The 14,559-nt window shown below is 66.6% G+C and carries 16 protein-coding genes; 4 read left to right on the top strand and 12 right to left on the bottom strand.

Going from position 1 to position 14,559, the window contains the following annotated elements:
• Window positions 1-436 precede the first annotated feature (436 nt).
• Window positions 437-1,570, top strand: a complete 1,134-nt coding sequence (locus ADK36_RS35805; RefSeq protein ID WP_199830319.1) for a sugar ABC transporter substrate-binding protein — start codon at window positions 437-439, stop codon at window positions 1,568-1,570.
• Window positions 1,571-1,604: 34 nt separating this feature from the next.
• Here the strand turns inward: ADK36_RS35805 and ADK36_RS35800 are convergent, their stop codons facing one another.
• The 6 genes from ADK36_RS35800 to ADK36_RS35775 form a co-directional block, all read right to left on the bottom strand.
• Window positions 1,605-2,459 carry a transglutaminase family protein gene (locus tag ADK36_RS35800; RefSeq protein ID WP_048585725.1) on the bottom strand — a complete coding sequence of 285 codons (855 nt, stop codon included), beginning with the start codon at window positions 2,457-2,459 and terminating at the stop codon, window positions 1,605-1,607.
• 1 nt (window position 2,460) lies between these two features.
• Window positions 2,461-3,393 carry an alpha-E domain-containing protein gene (locus tag ADK36_RS35795; protein WP_048585724.1) on the bottom strand — a complete coding sequence of 311 codons (933 nt, stop codon included), beginning with the start codon at window positions 3,391-3,393 and terminating at the stop codon, window positions 2,461-2,463.
• Window positions 3,390-4,934 (bottom strand): circularly permuted type 2 ATP-grasp protein, encoded by a 1,545-nt coding sequence (locus ADK36_RS35790; RefSeq protein WP_048585723.1) that lies wholly within the window; start codon window positions 4,932-4,934, stop codon window positions 3,390-3,392. The genes ADK36_RS35795 and ADK36_RS35790 overlap by 4 nt, the downstream gene beginning before the upstream one ends.
• Window positions 4,935-5,121: 187 nt before the next feature.
• Window positions 5,122-5,376: a type II toxin-antitoxin system RelE family toxin gene (locus tag ADK36_RS35785; protein WP_053200536.1), complete on the bottom strand. Its 255-nt coding sequence runs from the start codon at window positions 5,374-5,376 to the stop codon at window positions 5,122-5,124.
• On the bottom strand, window positions 5,373-5,720 hold the full coding sequence (locus ADK36_RS35780; RefSeq protein ID WP_053200534.1) for a hypothetical protein: 348 nt from the start codon (window positions 5,718-5,720) through the stop codon (window positions 5,373-5,375). The genes ADK36_RS35785 and ADK36_RS35780 overlap by 4 nt, the downstream gene beginning before the upstream one ends.
• Before the next feature lie 64 nt (window positions 5,721-5,784).
• The gene (locus ADK36_RS35775) at window positions 5,785-6,231 is read right to left on the bottom strand and encodes an ATP-binding protein (RefSeq protein ID WP_053200533.1); all 447 of its coding nucleotides are present in this window, start codon (window positions 6,229-6,231) and stop codon (window positions 5,785-5,787) included.
• Window positions 6,232-6,496: 265 nt separating this feature from the next.
• On the opposite strand from ADK36_RS35775, the gene ADK36_RS35770 reads away from it, so the two are divergent.
• Window positions 6,497-7,378 carry a helix-turn-helix domain-containing protein gene (locus tag ADK36_RS35770; protein ID WP_053200547.1) on the top strand — a complete coding sequence of 294 codons (882 nt, stop codon included), beginning with the start codon at window positions 6,497-6,499 and terminating at the stop codon, window positions 7,376-7,378.
• Between the two features lie 5 nt (window positions 7,379-7,383).
• Complete coding sequence (locus ADK36_RS35765; protein ID WP_053200531.1) at window positions 7,384-7,569, top strand: DUF397 domain-containing protein; 186 nt, start codon at window positions 7,384-7,386, stop codon at window positions 7,567-7,569.
• Between the two features lie 90 nt (window positions 7,570-7,659).
• Here ADK36_RS35765 and ADK36_RS35760 read toward each other — a convergent pair whose 3' ends face one another.
• The 5 genes from ADK36_RS35760 to ADK36_RS47095 form a co-directional block, all read right to left on the bottom strand.
• Window positions 7,660-8,841, bottom strand: a complete 1,182-nt coding sequence (locus ADK36_RS35760; protein WP_053200528.1) for a DUF418 domain-containing protein — start codon at window positions 8,839-8,841, stop codon at window positions 7,660-7,662.
• A complete protein-coding gene (locus tag ADK36_RS35755; RefSeq protein ID WP_053200526.1) occupies window positions 8,838-9,734 on the bottom strand; it encodes an ABC transporter permease in 897 nt (298 codons plus the stop codon). Before ADK36_RS35755 ends, ADK36_RS35760 begins: the two co-directional genes overlap by 4 nt.
• Complete coding sequence (locus tag ADK36_RS35750; RefSeq protein ID WP_159391241.1) at window positions 9,731-10,603, bottom strand: ATP-binding cassette domain-containing protein; 873 nt, start codon at window positions 10,601-10,603, stop codon at window positions 9,731-9,733. The genes ADK36_RS35755 and ADK36_RS35750 overlap by 4 nt, the downstream gene beginning before the upstream one ends.
• Before the next feature lie 367 nt (window positions 10,604-10,970).
• Complete coding sequence (locus tag ADK36_RS35745; protein ID WP_053200522.1) at window positions 10,971-11,396, bottom strand: hypothetical protein; 426 nt, start codon at window positions 11,394-11,396, stop codon at window positions 10,971-10,973.
• A gap of 128 nt (window positions 11,397-11,524) precedes the next feature.
• The gene (locus tag ADK36_RS47095) at window positions 11,525-11,713 is read right to left on the bottom strand and encodes a helix-turn-helix domain-containing protein (RefSeq protein WP_234330006.1); all 189 of its coding nucleotides are present in this window, start codon (window positions 11,711-11,713) and stop codon (window positions 11,525-11,527) included.
• Window positions 11,714-12,407: 694 nt separating this feature from the next.
• Between ADK36_RS47095 and ADK36_RS35740 the strand changes: the two genes are divergently transcribed.
• Window positions 12,408-13,454, top strand: coding sequence for a helix-turn-helix transcriptional regulator (locus ADK36_RS35740; RefSeq protein ID WP_078942890.1), 1,047 nt, complete (start codon window positions 12,408-12,410; stop codon window positions 13,452-13,454).
• Here the strand turns inward: ADK36_RS35740 and ADK36_RS35735 are convergent.
• Complete coding sequence (locus tag ADK36_RS35735; protein ID WP_053200545.1) at window positions 13,417-14,385, bottom strand: helix-turn-helix transcriptional regulator; 969 nt, start codon at window positions 14,383-14,385, stop codon at window positions 13,417-13,419. The genes ADK36_RS35740 and ADK36_RS35735 overlap by 38 nt on opposite strands.
• Window positions 14,386-14,559 lie beyond the last annotated feature (174 nt).

Genomic DNA, 14,559 nt, shown 5'->3' with positions numbered 1-14,559 from the left:
GGCGAAGAACTGGCGTTTGAAGACGGGCGAGGTGCAGGTCACGGCGGCGGAGGCGGTGGGGGCCGTGGTGAGCAGGGTGCCGGCGGTGGCGAGCACGACCGTCGTCGCGGCTGCGGCGGTCGTACGTCTGGCTGGGTTCATTCGATCCTCTGGTCGAGTGCGGGGCAGCGCTGAGGGAGCTGTCGTGATCACGACTCGCGAGGAATGGCGTTGGTTGTGCAGGTCTCAACCAGTTTCTTGATCGATTTTTGGTGGAGGAGGTGTAACGGGCGTTTGGAGACGTTCCGTCATGTCTTTACATGTTCAGCGGAGCGTGGTGTTGCGCACTCGTTAAGTAGTTCCGCTTGACGCCCGGTGTTGCGGGCGCGTTGTCTTTTCAGACATCTGGGCGCAATGGCGCGCCCGTGTCCCGAAAGCACCAGAAGTGAGCTCCTGTATGCGTCCCTTGCGCCCCCTGCGCCGTACCGCCACAGTCGTGGCCGCCGCGTCCACGATGACCCTCGCGCTGAGCGCGTGCGGGGCCCTGGGCGTCACGGGCGACAGCAGCGAGGCGAGTCCGACCAAGGGCGATGACATCACCGTGGGGCTGCTGCTGCCGGAGACGGCGAACACGCGCTACGACAAGTTCGACTACCCCATCATCCGGAGCAAGGTCCAGGAGCTCACCGACAAGCAGGGCCAGGTCGTCTACCTGAACGCCGACGCGGACGCGGCCAAGCAGGCGAAGCAGTTGCAGAAGATGATCGACGACCAGGTCGACGTGATCCTGCTGGACGCCGTCGACGCGCATGCCATCGCCGGCGGGGTGCAGAAGGCCAAGGACGCCGGGATCCCGGTCATCGCCTACGACCGCCTGGCCGAGGGACCGATCGACGCGTACGTCTCCTTCGACAACGAACTGGTCGGCGAGGTCCAGGCCCGCACCCTGCTGGATGCCATGGGCGGCTCGGGCGTCGACTCGTCCGACAAGATCGTGATGATGAACGGCTCACCCACCGACCCGAACGCCAAGCAGTTCAAGGCGGGCGCACTCTCCGAGCTCAAGGGCGCGGTGAGCATCGCCAAGTCCTACGACACCAAGGACTGGAAGCCGGAGAACGCCGAGGCCAACATGGCCCAGGCGATCAAGGACGTCGGCGTGAACAACATCAAGGGCGTCTACGCCGCCAACGACGGCATGGCCGGCGGTGTCATCAAGGCCCTGGAGGCCGCGGGCGTGACCGCCTTGCCGCCGATCACCGGGCAGGACGCCGAACTGGACGCGGTCCAGCGGATCCTGTCCGGCGCGCAGTACATGAGCGTGTACAAGTCGTACCCGCAGGAGGCCGAGAGCGCCGCGGAGATGGCCGTGGCCAAGGTCCAGGGCCACGACATCCAGTTCGACTCCCTCACCCAGGACCAGGTCGACAGCCCGACCGACAAGGGGATCCCGGCCCTGCTGGTCCCCGTGGTCGCCCTGACCCAGAAGAACATCAAGCAGACCGTCGTCGCCGACGGGATCTACAAGGTGTCGGAGATCTGCACCACCAGGTACAAGGCCGACTGCGCGGAGATCGGGCTCGGCAAGTAGGGCCCGCCCCTCGCGCGACGGGCCCTCGGACCGTTCACGCCACCCGCGTGAACTCCACCGTCACCTCCGGCGGCCCCCCGGGCACCCCCCGGTAGATCCCCTTGTGCGGGGTGACGTCGTCGTAGTCCCGCCCGCGGCCGACGACGACGTGGGACTCGTCGGCCCGCGTCCGGTTGGTGGGGTCGTAGCCGCACCAGTCGCCCGCCCAGTACTCGATCCAGGCATGGCTCTGCCCGGCGACCGGCCGGTGCAGCTCCGCCTCCCGCTCGGGGTGGAGGTATCCGGAGACGTAGCGGGCGGGCAGGCCCACTCCCCGCAGCAGCGCGATCGTGAGGTGGGTGATGTCCTGGCAGACGCCCGCGCACTGCTCCCAGGCCTCGGCGGCGGAGGTGTTCACGCTCGTCGTGCCGGGGAGGTACGACACCCGGTCGGCGACCAGCAGCGACACCGCGATCGCCGTCTCGTGCGGATCGAGACCGGCCGCCGCTTCCCGCGCCTTCTCGACGAGCGGGCCGGGGACCGTCGTACGGGAGGTCGGGCCCGCGAACTCCAGCAGCCGGGAGGACGCGACCGTCTCGGTGAGCTCCCGCCAGGTGGGCGCCTCGGGGAGCGGGCCCGGCGGGTGGGTCTCCACCAGGCTGGAGGCCGTGATGGTGAGGTCGGCGTGCGGGTCCATCAGGTCGAAGCCGGTGACCTGGGTGCCCCAGTAGTCCCAGTACGACCAGGTGGTGGACGCCGGGCTGACGGTGACCCGGGCGTCCAGGGTGGTCTGGCCGGGCAGCGTGAGCGGGGTCATCCGGACCTCGTTGTGCGAGGACGCGGCCGGCTGGGCGTACGAGACGCGGGTGATGTGCTTGATGCGGAGACGGCGAGTTACCTGAGCGGTCATCTCACGCTCCTTCCTGGGCCCACTCGACGGGCCCCTGGTACGGGAAGAACCGGTCGGCCACCGCGTCCGCCGAGGCCATGCACGCCTGCTGCAAGTCCCGTAGCAGCAGGGGCAGTTGTTCTTCCAGCGCGTGTGTGTCCAGGTATTCGAGACGGGTGCGCATCCGGCCGATCGGGCGGCGCGCCGGGTCGTGGCGGGGGCGGCCCAGCGCCGTGAGGCACTCCTCCGCCGTGGTCAGCGCGTGCAGCGCCGAGCGCGGGAAGTCACGGTCCAGCAGGAGGAATTCGGCCACCCTCGGTGTGTCGCCGAAACCGCCGTACACGCGCGCGTACGCCTCGTCCGCGCCGGACGCGCTCAGCAGGGTCGGCCAGTCGGGCGCGTGCGCGGCGTCCAGCACCCGCACCGACAGCAGTCGTACGGTCATGTCCACCCGTTCGAGGCTGCGGCCCAGGACGACGAAGCGCCAGCTGTCGTCCCGGCTCATCGTGGAGTCGGCGAGCCCGAAGAAGAGGGCCGCTCGGCGTCGTACGAGTTCCAGATAGGCGTACGGTCCGGTCCGCCGTGCGGCCAGGCGCTGGTCGGCGAGGGCGTGCCAGGTGGAGTTGAGGCATTCCCACATCTCCGACGACACCGCCTCCCGGGCACTGCGGGCATTCAGCCGGGCGGCGCCCAGCGCGCCCTCGATCGAGCCGGTCGAGCGGGCGTCGAAGGCCAGCTGGTCCAGCACCTGCTGCATGTCCACCGGCTGACCACCGGCATCCATGCCGAGGATCGCGTACAGCGATCGGCAGGCCACGTCCTCGTCGCGCCAGGGGTCCTCCAGCATGCGGTGCAGATAGGCGTCGAGGATGCGGCCCGTGGCGTCGGCGCGCTCGACATACCGGCCGGTCCAGATCAGGGCCTCGGCGATACGGGAGAGGATCACGTCGTTCACTGCTGCTGCGCCCCTTCCTGTACGACGGTGGGGGTGCCGTCGGGTCCGAGCTGCCGTGGCGCCACAGCGAGCGGATCGCCGGCGCTGAGCGGGACGGGTGACTCCGACGGGCCCTCGGCCAGCACCCAGGTGTCCTTGGAGCCGCCGCCCTGGCTGGAGTTGACGATCAGGTTGCCCTCCTGGAGGGCAACCCGGGTGAGGCCGCCGGGCAGCACCCAGACATCGTTGCCGTCGTTGACGGCGAAGGGCCGCAGATCGATGTGGCGCGGTGCCATGCGCTCGCCCGCGAGGGTGGGGGAGGTGGACAGGGCGACCGGCCGCTGGGCGATGAAGCCGCGCGGGTCGGCGATGACTGCTTTGCGAGTGCGTTCGATCGTGTCCGGGTCGGCCTTGGGGCCGATGACGATGCCCTGGCCGCCGGCGCCGTCGACGGGCTTGATGACGAGCTGCTCGATCTGGTCGAGTACGGCGTCCAACTGCCCTGGCTCGTCGGGCCGGTAGGACTCGACGTTCGGGAGGATCGGATCCTCGCCGAGGTAGTACCGGATGAGATCCGGGACGTAGGTGTAGAGGAGCTTGTCGTCGGCGATGCCGTTCCCCACCGCGTTCGCGAGTGTGACGGTTCCTGCCATGGCGGCGCCCATGATGCCCGGGCAGCCGATCACCGAGTCGGGGCGGAAGTGGAGGGGATCGAGGAAGTCGTCGTCGAGCCGCCGGTATACGACATGAACGGGCACCTCGCCGCGCGTCGTCCGCATCCACACGCGGTTGTTGCGGCACACGAGGTCGTGGCCCTCGACGAGCTGCACACCCATCAGCCGGGCGAGCAGGGCGTGCTCGAAGTAGGCGGCGTTGTTGGGTCCCGGGGTGAGGACGACGACGCGCGGATCGTCGGTCCCGTCGGGCGCGGCGGCCCGCAGCGCGGCGAGAAGCCGCTGGGCGTACCCGTCGACGGGCAGCACATGCTGCTCGGCGAAGAGGGAGGGGAAGATCCGGGTCATGGCACGTCGGTTCTCGATGACGTACGAGACGCCGCTGGGCACGCGAACGTTGTCCTCCAGCACCCGGAAGTCCCCGGCCTCGTCCCGTACGAGGTCGATCCCGGCGACATGGATCCGCACCCCGCCCGGTGGCTCCACCCCATGGGCAGCTCTGTGGAAGTGGGGGGAGTTGAGCAGCAGCCGCCAGGGCACGACGCCGTCCTCGAAGGCGCGGCAGCGGCCGTAGGCGTCGGCGAGGTAGGCCTCCAGGGCCCTGACTCTCTGGCTGACCCCGCGTTGTATGAGATCCCATTCGAGCGCGTCGAGGATCCTGGGTACGAGGTCCAGCGGCCAGGGCCGCTCCTCGCCCGCGAAGGCGTACGTCACGCCCCGGTCGGTGAAAGCCCGGGCCATCTGGTCGGCCCGGAAGCGCAGTTCACTCGGCTCGATCGGCTGAAGTGCCGCCAGCACCGGCTCATAGGCGGTCCTGACCTCACCCGGCCGCTCAAACATCTCGTCCCACGCGTCGGCCAACGCGTACGCGTCAAATATGTCCGCCATGGCCTGACGCTAAGCGGGGTCTGTAACACCGCGATCACTGGGAGATTTCCGGGAGGTGCACGCGGAAGGGTGGCGTCCGGGGGGGGGCTCGCCGAGCGAGCCTTCGGCCGGCTAACTGGCGGTACTACGAAGGGAGGGCTGCCCCAGTCGACTCTTGCGGTGGGGGCAGCCCGTGTCCTTGCTGTGGTCAGAGAGGGGTGCTGCCGACCATGAGGATCTTGATCGACACCCTGGAGCCGTCGATCTCGTACGTGGCCCGGTAGACACCGACGCGTAACCGCCGCAGGCTGGTACCGCCGAGCTTGCTGCTCGCGGTGGGCTCCGGATGGTCGGCGAGCGCGTTGATCGCTTTGAGGAGTGGCTTCACGGCGTCGCCGTCACGGGCCCTGAGCCGTTTGAGACCGTCGGAAGCGGGCCTTTCCCAGATGATGGTGTAGCTCAAGGTGCTTCCGCTCCGGTGACGAGGGCTTCGATTTCGGCCTGGGTGGACGTGGGGCCGTCCGTGGCGCGTGCGTACAGGGACACGGCCACGTCGGCGAAGTCGATCGCTTGGCCGCGTGCGTCCACGTCCGCCGCCGAGTCGGCGAGTGCCTGGGTCCACCAGTGATTGAGGAACGCGTCGAAGCCGCCGGAGTCTGCAAGGGCGCCCAGCTCCGTGTAGAAGTCGGCGCGGTGGTCGAGGCGCAGGGCAGCCCCGATGCCGTCGACTGTGCGCTGGATGACCTCGCCCGTGAAGCCGGTGGCTTCCCGAGCCTCGGCCACCGCGTCCTGCCACTTGATCGCCATCTGTGTCTCCCTTCGCCGTGCGGCCAAGGTACCGGTGCGGCACCTTCGGAGACGGATCAGCAGGCTACGCATCAGGGCTCCCGGGGATGTCGAGTTCCGCCCAGACCGTCTTGCCCACGGTGAGTTTCTCCACCGACCAGCGGTTGGCGAGCGTGCGGACGATGAGCAGGCCCCGGCCGAACTGGTCGTCGGTGGTGAAGGGGCGGGAGTACGGGAGCCGTTCGCCTCTCGGGTCGGTGACTGCGACGCGCAGGGCTTTGGCGCTGAGGGACGTCTCCACCCGGAACAGGCGGTCGCGAAGGCAGCCGTGCAGCAGGGCGTTCGTGCACAGCTCGCTGGCCAGCAGGGCCGCGTCGCGGGCGGCGTGGGGGAGCCCCCGGTCGGCGGTGAGTTGGGCGACGTGTCTGCGGGCGCGGGGGATGTTGCGGGGGAGCGGGGTGTAGTTGACGGCGTTGTAACGGTCATAGGTATTGGGGCTTTTGGGGTGGTGGGGAGGACAGGAGTCGGTCACGAGAGCGCACCTCCTTGTGCGAGGTCGAAGTGCCCGAGGTGGACGCCAGGTGGGTGGGGGGAGGTGGCTCTGCCGTACGGCCCCGGAGTGGGCAGCATGGTGCACTTCCGCCAACTGGTGTCACTAGGTGGGCGATTGAGTACCGAACGTAGCGCCCTGAGGAACTGGCCAGCAACTGGTTCGGCCAGAAAACATACTGTCCCTGGAGTTGAGGTTGACTGCGTCGGGCCCTCAGACTGGGCAGCTCATCGGGAGGGAGTGCGACATGGCGGGCAGAGACCCGAACCGCGGGAAGACGGTCACAACCGTTCTGGGCCGCAGGCTGGGCGGAGAATTGCTGCGGATGCGGGAGTCGTGTTCCCTCCTTCAATCACATGCCGCCGAGGCGCTCACGGCGTCGACCGCGAAGGTGGCGAAGATCGAGCGCGGGCAGGTGCCGTTGCGTGACCCTGATATCAGGGCGCTATGTCATCTGTACGGCGTGACCGATGAAGCCGTGATCGAGAAGTTGCTGGTTCTTGCGAAGGCCGACCGAGATCGACGCAAGGTTCAGGGATGGTGGCATCAGTACCCCCAGCTGAAGGCACAGATGGAGTACGTCGCACTGGAGGACATCGCCACGCAGCTCCGCACCTGGCAACTCTCCTTCGTCCCGGGCCTGCTGCAAACCGCCGACTACGCCCGCTCCCTCGCGGTGGGCAATGGCACCTGGGAAGATCCCGAGGCGATCGAGCCCTTCGTGGAGGCGAGGATTGCCCGTCAGGCGCGGTTGACCGGTGAGCGCCCGTTGTCGCTCGTGGCGGTGCTGCACGAGGGGGTGCTGCGTCAGTTGGTTGGTGGACGGGACGTCATGCGGGCCCAGTTGGACCACGTTCTCGAAGCGGCTCGGCTCTCCAACGTGTGCGTGCAGGTTGTCCCGTTCGGTGCGGGCGCCCACCCTGGGATGACCAGTGCTTTCACCGTGGTCTCCTTTGCCGAGCCGGGCGCCCTGGATCTCGTACAGGCGGATACTCTCTCGACGAAGGTGTGGCTGGAGAGCGAGGCCGATGCCGCACGCCACAATGCGATCTTCGAGCGCATCACGCGGCTGGGGTTGGCGCAGCGCGACTCCCTCAACCTCATCAACGGCATCCGCAAGGAGATGTAGGCCGAGTGTCCGAGTTCGACTTTCAGAAGTCCACGCACAGCAGCGGCGACGCCCACGGCGAATGCGTCGAAGTCGCCCGCAACATGCCCGGCACCGTCGCCATCCGTGACTCCAAGGACCTGGACGGCCCGATACTCCGGCTCGCCGCGGAGGCGTGGGTGGAGTTCGCCGTGTACGTAGGGAGGGGTTAGCCCAATCGCGTCGTCACGCTGCTCGCTCCCTGGCGGGAGACTGGGAAGAATCCGCATATGGCATCCCCTTGCCGGGTGATGACGTGTATGTCACCGACCCGCACGCTCTCGTGGCAGTCCCGCCAGGGTGATCGCCCGGAGCAGCCACTCAGCCGGCCCGTGCCGAAATAGCCCCAACCATGCTTTGGAGAGGGCGAGTTGGGCGCAGTACACGGTGCATGCAAGAACCATCAGCGCAGCAGTACCCACACGCCCATAAAGTGAGAAACCGTATGCGGTGGCTAGGACAACCATGATCACGGACTGCACCAGATAGTTCGTCAGCGCCATGCGACCGGCAGGGGCGAATAGCCGCACGGTCCGCTCCCCCCAAGACGAGCGCAGCAGGAGCAGCAACAAACAGGCGTACGCGGCCGAGAGCGCGGGAGCCGTCAGCATGCCCACGCCGAGCCCCAGGAACTGCCATTGCCCATCCAGCGGTCCCTGGGATGTGGAAGCGAAGAAGACGGCCCCAGGGACTCCGATGACCAGCCCGATCGTCGTGATCCGGATCAGCTGAGAGCGGCTCGTACGGTCGTGGGCGAGCAGGTCTCGCTTGCCTGCGGCCAGCCCGAGGAAGAAGGCGGCGAGCACCCCGGGGGCCATGATGAGAATGCCAAGGACGGCATCGGGCAGTCGGTCCACGTTTGCTTGGAGGACCGTTGCCGCATCGCCGCGATAGGCCGCCACAGCCGTTGCGATCTTCTCCTGATGTGCGCCGCTCTCGTCCTGTACCCCGGCCGCAAGTGCGCCCACTCCCGTGAGGAACACGCCGAAGACGCCGTAAATCCAGCCGGCAGTCCCGGCGGCGGCCGTCGGTGACATCCGTCGGGCGCATAGAAGGACGAGTCCGAGGAGGCCGTAGGTCATGAGAATGTCGCCGTTGTACAGCAGTACGGCGTGCACCAGTCCCAGCAACAGCAGACCCAGCGACCGACGCAGGTTGCGTGCCGTGAAGTTCGCCGCATCACGAGCTGCCGAGGTCATCTGCAGGGTGAGACTGTAGCCGAACAGGAATGAGAACAGCAGGTAGAACTTGGTGGCCGCCAGCGCCATCACCATCCACAGGGCGAAGTCGTCCACTAAGGCGGCGCCGGGCTCACGAACCCCTTCCGACACATAGGGATTCATGATCTGCGTGCTGTTCACCATGAGGATGCCGAGCAGCGCGAATCCGCGCAGTGCGTCGACGGCGGGCACACGTCGGACGGCCACCGGGGTGCTCAGGCTCATGGGGCCTCCCTCCGCCTATAGGCCAGCCATCCACAGCATGCGATGACGGTTGCGTAGGCACAGAACGCTCCGAGACCTGTCAGGGGAGCCAGGTCACTGCCGATCAGTGCCCTGGTGAAGCCGTCCGGATTCTCCGCACCGTTCATCGCTGCTCGGGCCGCAGCGAAGGGAAGCCACATCTGGATCTCGCCCACACCCGGGATCCGTTGGAGCGCTAGGCCGAAGAGGCGTTCCAGCAGGAGTGGCCACAGGGTGAGTGTGAGCACTGCCAGCAGTCGGCTCCGAACCAATCCGGCCAAGCCTCCGGCCAGAACGGACAGAAACACCATGACGATCAGGTAGCGCAGCAGAGGTCCGCAGGACGTGGACCAGTCGGGCTGCGCAAGCCCCGTCACCGTAAGGGCCGCCGACCCCACGATGGCGCTCAAGGCGAGACCAGCGGCAGAGCTGATCAGGGTGCCCGCTGCTCCCACAAGGAGTTTGGCCGCATACGACAGACCGCGGTTGCCCACGGTCAACCAGGCTGTCCGTGCTGTCTGGTGGCTGAACTCCGTGGTGATGGGGCCGGTTCCCAGAACGAACACCAAGAGCCACGCGCTGAGGGGCAACTGCATCGCAATGGCATTGAATTGCAAGGCGTCGACGAGCCGAGCGACTTCGACAGTGGCCTGCTCTTCGCCCCTCGGATCGGCCGCTTCCATCGGCAGCAGAAGGCCATTGAGCAGACTCAGGAGAGCCAGAGCCACGAGGGCCACCCAGGTCGAGCGCAGACCCCTCAGCCTCATCCCTTCGAAGCTCAGCGCACGCTTGAGGACGGTCCCGGCCAGGGGGAGGACCGGGACCGTCCGGTCTGGTGTGGCATTGTCGCCATCGCTGGCCACCACCGCAGTCATCGGCTCTGGTACTCCTGATCAGCAACGGACAAGTAGAACTCCTCCAGCGAGGCTGGACGCTCATCCAGCCAGTGCAGCGGCACCGAGTGCTCAGCCGAGATGTCTCCGACCTGGAATCTCGACAGCCCCGTGATTTCAGCGGTTTCCGGAGCGGTCATATGGAGAGTTCCGCCCCGCTGCTCGACCAGTGCCGTCAGCTTGTCGAGCGTGGGGCTCTGAACCCCGACACGCCCGTGCGTGGTTCTGGAGAGGTCCAACATGGACGTTCTGGCGACGACTCGCCCTCTTGCGAGTACGACGACCCCGTCGGCCAGCTGCTCCATCTCGGCCAGCTGATGGCTTGAAAGCAGGACTGCCCGCCCGGCATCGGCGAAGGCCCGAAGGAAGCTTCGCAGCCAATGCACTGAATGCGGGTCGAGTCCATTGGTTGGTTCGTCGAGGACCAGTACTCGCGGGTTTCCGAGGAGTGCCTGCGCTATTCCCACGCGCTGGGCCATCCCGAGAGACAGACCGCCGAGACGGAGTCCGGTCGCCTCATGCATGCCGACACAGTTCAGGACCTCGACCACGCGTTCACTCGGGACTCCGATACCGGCGGCCACCATCTTCAAGTGCGCCTGCACCGAATGTTTGGGGTGCCCGGAAACCCCGCCAAGGACCGCGCCGACGACCCCGGCCGGACCGCGCCACTGGGCCAGAGGGCGCCCCATGAACAGCGTTTCGCCGCCCCCCTGCAACAGACCCAGCATCATCCGAATTGCTGTGGTCTTTCCTGCTCCGTTTGCTCCCAAAAATCCCGTCACGGTATGTGTAGGCAATTCCAGGGATACGTCGGTAAGTACGCGGCGGCCATGGAATTCCTTGGTCAATCCGCGTGCAGACACGAGTGAGGGGGGAGTCTCTGGTTCAGCCATGGTTCAACCAGAAGAGAAGACCGGATGTGATCAGCAGTGCGAACGAGAAAGCGCCACCGACGCCTGGGCTCCTTCGCTTGGCCAGACACCAAAGAGCCATGCTCGCTGGTCCGATCCAGCCGCACCAGTAGAGGACCCAGCCTGTCGTCCTGGCTCCCTCCGAGCGGATGAAAACAAACGCAATGAAGGAAGCGCACACGAAGAGCGCAGCCGATCCCCATATGTTGTCCGCGGCTACTTGTCCGCGCGGCTTCTTCATAGGTACTTCCCCTCGCGGTGCGGTTCTCCTCCCGGAAGGCCCGGGAGGAGAACCATGTCTGAATCAGATGACCTGGTCGGCCAGCCAGGCAATCAGCTCACTGATGACGACGCCCGGCGCCGCCTTGATCGCCCACTTCACAGGGTTGAAGTTCGACAGGCTATTGACCCACCGTTCGAAGGCCGCCGCCCCCCTCTTCGCAGCCTTCACAGCCGCCTTGAAGAGCGCCGGGCTCTTCTTGAGCAGTTCCTTCAGGGCCCCGAGCTTGCCCCTGGCGGCTCGTTCTCCCTCCGCCCGGGCCGCGGACTCCGAGCTCAGCTCGACCTGGGGAAACGACTCCGCCTGCGGCGCCGGCGTCACTGCGGCCGACCGCGACGTCGCGGTGGCAACGGTGCGGTTGGCTTCGACAGCCGACGCCGCAGGTGCGGCAATCCCCAGGGCCACTGCGGCCACCATCGAAGCAGCGATCATGCGCGTCTTCTGGCGCACATTCCCTCCCTATTAATCCTGTTCCAGGCGCGCTCTTTCGCATCGCCTTCCGCCGGTCCTTCCGGCTGGCAGGATTCATGGTGGCGGGCAGGGAGAGATTTATTCTATTGGCCCTTTGGGTATTGCCCTCAAGGGCATTGCCCCGAGGGGTTGATCTTGTCTGCGTGTAGATTGGAAAGCAAGGCCGCCTCGAGCCGTGATTCGACTCCGAGCTTTCGCATCAGATTCGTCACGTGAGCTTTCACTGTGCGCTCTGCGATGTCGAGCTGTCGGGCGAGTGCTCGATTTGACGGCCCGTCGGCGAGAAGTGAGAGCACCTGTCTTTCGCGATCTGTCAGTTGATCGATATTGGAGACGCGTGAAGACAAGGGGTGAGCTCTTTTGGTTCGGATCTCCTGCGAGGTGAGTGGCGAGATATTTCCCTCCCCCGAGGTCTCGCTCCCCTCCGTCTGGAATCCGATGTCGGTCCTGTCGGACAATTGGCTGCTGTACCACCTGGTCAAAGTGGTGCTCACCTTCCCCGTTGATGCTTAAAGGATCAGTTTCAAGTGCAGCGCTGATCAAGGCTCTGCGCGCCTAACCTGGCGTCCGGCAGAGCCGAGTTTGCGCTGAACGGAGCGTCCTTGCGGCGCCGACCGACAGCGCGAGGCTGGGGATCGCGTTCTCCCTTTGATCTGCGCTACAGAAACGTGCGGCTTGCCAGTGAACCTTGTGTATGCCGCCGCTTGATCCATCATGCATGGCATGCGCATGGGCAGGTAGCCTCATGATGATGAACATGCCTAAAGCGGAGGGGGCTAAAAGGTGCATAACCCTGTATCTGTGACCTCCTTTGGTTCGTGGGGCTGGGTAGGCCGTGCGGAGTCAGGGTCCGGGCCGTGTTGCGGTGGCAGGCCCCTCTGCGCATAGTTGCGCTGCGGAAGTCATAGGCGGTTGCCTGTTGACGCTGTGAGCGTGCTGCACAGGGACAACGGATCGTGTGCGGCAAGAGACGGTAGCCAGGGGTGGGAGATGGCCGAGCGCGGAAGGGACGAGCATCCACACGGTGCTGACCGACTGTGCGAGGCTGGGGATCGCGTGTATTCCCGGGCCGTACGGCGGGGCCGAGTGCCGCGTCAGGATGCCGAGGCGGTGCCCTGTCTGTTGGAATTGGCGCTGCTGCATCCGGACCCGGATGACATGGACTGGCTGGTGCCGACGTCCCCGCAGGAGGTCATGACCCGGCTGCTGCGCGGGGTGTACGACGAGGTCAGCGCGAGCCAGCGGCGGATGGGCTCGGCGGTGGCCGCGTTCGAGTGGTACGCCGGGCTCGGACTGCAGCCGCAGGTGGCCGGCGTGGAGAGAATGGCGATCCGTGTGCTGGACGGCTCCTCCCGCATCCAGGCCGCGCTGGACGAGGCGACTCAGGCGTGTGCAACGGAGGTGTTGACGGTACAGCCCGGCGGCATCCGCCCCGAGCACGAGCTGACGGAGGGCCTGCACCGGGCCCTGGCGCTGCGCGGACGCGGCGTGCGGATGCGGGACTTGTACACGCACGTGGCACGGCACGGTCAAGGCCTGCTCAATTACCTGGAGCTGATGGGTGATTCGGTAGAGGCGCGCACGCTGGACGAGGTGATCGACCGGCTGATCGTCTTTGACCGTACGGTCGCCTTCATCCCCGCGAATGCGGACCGCACGATGGCGCTGGAGCTGCGCCACCCGGCCCTGGTCCACTACTTGGTGACGGTCTTCGAGCGCTTCTGGCGCCTGGCGATCCCGCTTACGGCGCCCCTCCCTGACACGGGCATTGAGGGCATCTCTCATCGGGAGCAGTCCATCGCCGCGCTTCTGGCGGAGGGACACCAGGACGCGGTGATCGCGGAACGGCTCGGCATAAGCGTCCGCACCTGCCGTGCCCACATCGCCCGGCTCTCGGAGACTCTGGGCGCGGCAAGCCGGACGCAACTCGGCGTTCGCATCGCGAAGGCAGGCCTGGACAGGCCGCCGAGGGCCGCAGACGTCGCGCCGACGCCGTCAGTCAGCCTGCCTGATCAAGGATCCCGGACTGTCCGATGAGGTAGCCGAGTTGAGCGCGGCTTTTGCTTCCCAGGGTGGCAGCGAGTTTGGCTATGTGAACGCGGGCAGTGCGGATGTTCAGGCCGAGGCGGTCGGCTATGGCGGCGTCGGTGTGGCCTTCGACGAGGAGGTTGGCGATGGCGCGTTGGCGAGGCGTGATGCCGTTCAACGAAGGTTGCTGGACGGCCTTGGGGTACATGGGCGTGGCCAGGTTCCAGAGGCGGTCGAAGGTAGTCACGAAGAAGGAGACAAGGGCTGGATGGCGGACCTCCAGCGCGACCGATGGTGCCTTGCTGACCGGAATAAAGGCGACGGACCTGTCGATGACGAGCAGGCGTTCGGTGACCTCGTCGAGGGTGCGGGCCTCGGCGTTGCCCCGCAGTTGCTCGTAACGAGCGAGGACAGTGGGAGCGTGGCGCATGGTGTGCTGGTAGAGGGTACGGATACGGCCGCCCCGGTCCAGCAGGGCCTGGTCGCGGATCAGGGCCGCCCCGAGCGTCAGCTTCGGAGTGTCTTGGTGGGGCTGGATCGCGAGCAGTTCCTCGGAGGCGGTGGCCATGACCTGCTCGATCACCGGGTTGATCCGTCGCCCGCTGAGCACGGCAATGGTTGGCGTTTCCGTCGCCGCTGTGTAGCGTCCGTTGATTCGCATCAGGGGCTCAAACGCCTCGGCCAGTCGTTCCCCCCGACAGCGCTCGTCGGCGATCCGCTGTTCGGATGCGTTCAGCAGTCGGTGCAGCGCGACAACGGGTGAGACCGGTTCCAACCAGTCCAGGCTATCGAGGGCGGGGTGCAGCAGACCGAGTTGGAGTAGGCATGGGGCTGGCGCGGCGTCCTCGGCGGGGATGCGTCCGTCGTGCAGGGCTTGCTCGTACAGGCTTGCGCCGGCAGCACAAAGGTCTTCGGCGCCGTGCTCCGGGTGCGACGTCATGTTCACTGGCTGGCCTGCTCCTGTTCGAGGATTCCGGACTGGCCGATGAGATAGCGGAGTTGTGCTCCGCTTTCGCTGCTGAGGGCGGCGGTAGTGCCCAGCGTGGGATGGCGGATTTCCAGGGCCAGGGTGCGGTCCTGCGCGCAGGGATGAAAGCGACGGTGTGGTCGATGA

It is taken from the genome of Streptomyces viridochromogenes (assembly GCF_001270495.1).
In the GTDB taxonomy this organism is placed as follows: domain Bacteria; phylum Actinomycetota; class Actinomycetes; order Streptomycetales; family Streptomycetaceae; genus Streptomyces; species Streptomyces viridochromogenes_A.
Note: the sequence above shows the minus strand (reverse complement) of the source record. Positions and strands in the feature narration are given on the sequence as shown.

Bases quoted from the DNA above. Each gene is read 5' to 3' on its own strand.
- ADK36_RS35805 (WP_199830319.1), top strand. From the start codon at position 437: ATGCGTCCCTTGCGCCCCCTGCGCCGTACCGCCACAGTCGTGGCCGCC.
- ADK36_RS35800 (WP_048585725.1), bottom strand. From the start codon at position 2,459: ATGACCGCTCAGGTAACTCGCCGTCTCCGCATCAAGCACATCACCCGC.
- ADK36_RS35790 (WP_048585723.1), bottom strand. From the start codon at position 4,934: ATGGCGGACATATTTGACGCGTACGCGTTGGCCGACGCGTGGGACGAG.
- ADK36_RS35780 (WP_053200534.1), bottom strand. From the start codon at position 5,720: ATGGCGATCAAGTGGCAGGACGCGGTGGCCGAGGCTCGGGAAGCCACC.
- ADK36_RS35770 (WP_053200547.1), top strand. From the start codon at position 6,497: ATGGCGGGCAGAGACCCGAACCGCGGGAAGACGGTCACAACCGTTCTG.
- ADK36_RS35760 (WP_053200528.1), bottom strand. From the start codon at position 8,841: ATGAGCCTGAGCACCCCGGTGGCCGTCCGACGTGTGCCCGCCGTCGAC.
- ADK36_RS35755 (WP_053200526.1), bottom strand. From the start codon at position 9,734: ATGACTGCGGTGGTGGCCAGCGATGGCGACAATGCCACACCAGACCGG.
- ADK36_RS35740 (WP_078942890.1), top strand. From the start codon at position 12,408: ATGGCCGAGCGCGGAAGGGACGAGCATCCACACGGTGCTGACCGACTG.
- ADK36_RS35735 (WP_053200545.1), bottom strand. From the start codon at position 14,385: ATGACGTCGCACCCGGAGCACGGCGCCGAAGACCTTTGTGCTGCCGGC.